Annotated in this window: 2 protein-coding genes; one reads left to right on the top strand and one right to left on the bottom strand. The window is 68.2% G+C overall.

The genetic code is table 11. The annotated features are described in order from the left end of the window. Window positions 1-1,633: MMPL family transporter (locus Q1V87_RS00110; protein ID WP_300590327.1), on the top strand; the 1,633-nt coding region annotated here is incomplete at its 5' end. A 112-nt stretch (window positions 1,634-1,745) separates the two neighbouring features. Here Q1V87_RS00110 and Q1V87_RS00105 read toward each other — a convergent pair. Beyond that, window positions 1,746-2,640 (bottom strand): IS5 family transposase gene (locus Q1V87_RS00105; protein ID WP_102209980.1). Its coding sequence is split into 2 segments (ribosomal slippage): window positions 1,746-2,288 and window positions 2,290-2,640, totalling 894 coding nucleotides; the frame shifts between segments, so codons are not numbered across the junction. Window positions 2,641-3,179 lie beyond the last annotated feature (539 nt).

Raw genomic sequence — 3,179 nt, 5'->3', positions numbered from 1 at the left:
GCTGCTGCCGGCGCTGCTGCCGATCGTCTCATCACTCGTCGGCGTCGGCGTCGGCGTCGCCGGGTCGCTGGCCTTCTCGGGCGTCGTGGACATGTCGTCGGCCACCCCCGTGCTCGGCATGATGCTCGGACTGGCCGTGGGCATCGACTACGCGCTGTTCATCATCAACCGCCATCGACGGCAAGTGCTCGCCGGTGTCGACGTGCACGAATCCATCGCCCTCGCGAACGGCACGTCGGGCAACGCCGTGGTCTTCGCAGGCTCGACGGTGCTCGTCGCACTGCTCGCCCTGAACGTGACCGGCATCCCCTTCGTCGGCGTCATGGGAACGGTCGCGGCCGGATGCGTGCTGGTCGCGGTACTCCTGTCGGTGACCCTGACGCCTGCGATGCTCGGGATCATCGGCCTCCGGATCGTCAATCGGCGGGCTCGCGGCCAGATCGGCCACGAATCGCACGCTCGCCCCGAGCTGAAGCCCATGAAGACCTCGCGTGCGTTCGCGCGCGCCGCACTCGCCGTCGGCGCGCTGCTCATCATCGCGATCCCGGCGCTCTCCATGCGGCTCGGCATGCCCGACGGGTCATCCGAGCCCGTCGACTCCAGCCAGTACCGGGCCTACACGTCCGCGGCCGAGGCATTCGGAGCCGGCCAGAACGGACCGCTGCTCGTCACCGCCGCGCTGCCGGCCCCGATCGATGAGGACGACGTCGTCGCGGTACAGGCCGACCTAGCCGGTCAGCTGCTCGAGCAGGGCGGCGTGGTCGCGGTCGCGCCGGTCGGAGTGTCCGAGGACCGCGACTTCCTCGCCTTCCAGGTCGTGCCGATCGGCGGACCGTCCACCGAATCGACCGAGCAGCTCGTGCACGACCTGCGCGAGCTCTCGCCGATCGGAGACATCGAGCTCGGGGTGGCAGGCCAGGCCAGCGGCAACATCGACATCTCCGAGAAACTCGCCGGCGTGCTGCCGGTGTACCTCGCGCTGGTCGTGGGGCTGTCGCTGCTCATCCTCGTGCTGGTGTTCCGCTCGATCCTCGTGCCGCTGATCGCGACAGCCGGGTTCGTGCTGTCGCTGTTCGCCGCACTCGGAGCCGTGGTGGCGATCTACCAGTGGGGATGGCTCGGGCCGGTGTTCGGCGTCCACACCCCCGGACCGGTGCTGAACTTCGCACCGATCATCCTCATCGGCGTGCTGTTCGGTCTCGCGATGGATTACCAGCTCTTCCTGGTGACCGGAATGCGAGAGGCGTTCGTGCACGGGGTGCCGGCCCGGACGGCGGTTGTCGCCGGGCTACGGAACGGGCGAGCGGTGGTCACCGCGGCGGCCATCATCATGGTGTCGGTGTTCGGCGGGTTCATCTTCTCGCACCTGGCGCTCGTGCGACCGCTCGGCTTCGGCCTCGCGATCGGCGTGCTGTTCGATGCGTTCGTGGTGCGGCTGTTGCTGATCCCCGCGCTCATGCACCTGCTCGGCGAGAAGGCGTGGTGGCTGCCGCGCTGGCTCGATCGGATCCTCCCGAACGTCGACGTCGAGGGCGCCGCGCTCGAGCGAAGCCATCCGATCCACGGGGCGGCGACGGAAGCCGGGGATGCGTCGTCGGACGACGTCCGGCACGCCGACGAACCCGTCCGCTGAGAGGGCGGCTCCGCCAGGCGGCGCCCGGCGCGCCGCCGAGTGAACCATGACAGGGCGACCGCCTCGTATCCCTTCGGTTGTGCGACGTCTCATCGGACTCAGGGCCAGCCGGCTAGGGTGCGTCTGACAGCGTTCTGGTCCAGGCGATGGCGGCGTGGATGAGGACGGCGGCGCGGTAGGTGATCGCGTGTTTGTCGTAGCGGGTCGCGAGGCCTCGCCATTGCTTGGCGTGGCAGAACCGGCGTTCGATCACGTTGCGGTTCTTGTAGTCGTCGGTGTCGAGCCCGACAGGCCTTCCGCCTCGTGAACCGCGACGCTTCCGGTGCCCCTGCTGGTCGCGGGGCTCGGGGATCACGGCTTTGATCCCACGCCCCCGCAAGCGTGACCGGATCGCGCGGGACGAGTACGCCTTGTCGCCCCGGACCGCGTCCGGGCGGGTGCGAGGGCGACCGACGGGGCGACCCACGCGAAGCTGATCCAGCAAGGGCAGCAGCATCGGCGAATCACCGGCCTGTCCGGGGGTGATCACCGTGACCAGCGGCAGCCCCTTCCCGTCAACGAGCTGGTGGATCTTCGTCGACAGGCCGCCCCGGGAGCGGCCGATAGCATGATCAGGCGGCTCGACGCCCGGATTCGTGTAATTCGATACAGCCCCCTGTGGGGCGACTCGTGTTCGTCGCGTGCTGATGCGCCCGCGTGATCGTCGAATCCACCGATACCGACCAGTCCACCAGCCCCTCGGCGTCGGCCTGCGCGATCAGCGACTGCACGATCGAGTCCCAGGTGCCTTCGGTCGCGAGCCTGCGATGCCAGGTCCACACGGTCTGCCACGGGCCGAACACTGCAGGAAGATCGCGCCACGCGATCCCGCACCGATACCGGTAAATGATCCCTTCCAGCATCGTCCGCGCGTCCGAGAACTTCCGACCCGGGCGACCCGTCGGCCTCGGCAACATCCCATCGATCAGAGACCACTGAGCATCCGTAAGCAACCGAAACCGCGTCACCGCTCCAGCGTCTCAACCGATCCCCTCAACCTTTGTCAGACACGCCCTAGGAAGGTGGCGCCGAACCCGAATACTCGGTGGCCCTCAACGACGCGAACGCGCCCACGAGCAGGTGGCGCTCAACCGCAATACTCGTGGCGCTCAGAGAAGCGAATATTCACACTGTTCCGCACCCCGCTGGCGACGGACTCATCGCGCGGCGGAGAGACTCTCGACCAGGTGCGAGCGAGACGAGGGACGATCGCGCTGTCGCACCAGATCATAGACTTCGCGCTCCACGGACCGGCTGGCTCACCGAGCAGGAGAGCCGAGTCGGAGACGCTGTGGTCCCTGATCGACGGACTGTTCAGCGCTGGGGACGTTACGCCGGCGCCATCGCCAGGTGGGAACACATCACCGGACGGCCAGAGCCAGCGCCAGCACTCCTGAACGACGCCGACGGCCCACGCCCCGCACCCGCGTTCGTAGAGTGGCTCATGGGCCTACCGACTGGCTGGGTCACCGATGCCGACGAGCTGACCCAGAATCAACAGATCACC

It is taken from the genome of Microbacterium sp. (genome assembly GCF_030149085.1).
GTDB lineage: Bacteria > Actinomycetota > Actinomycetes > Actinomycetales > Microbacteriaceae > Microbacterium.
This window is presented reverse-complemented; position numbering and strand designations above follow the sequence as displayed.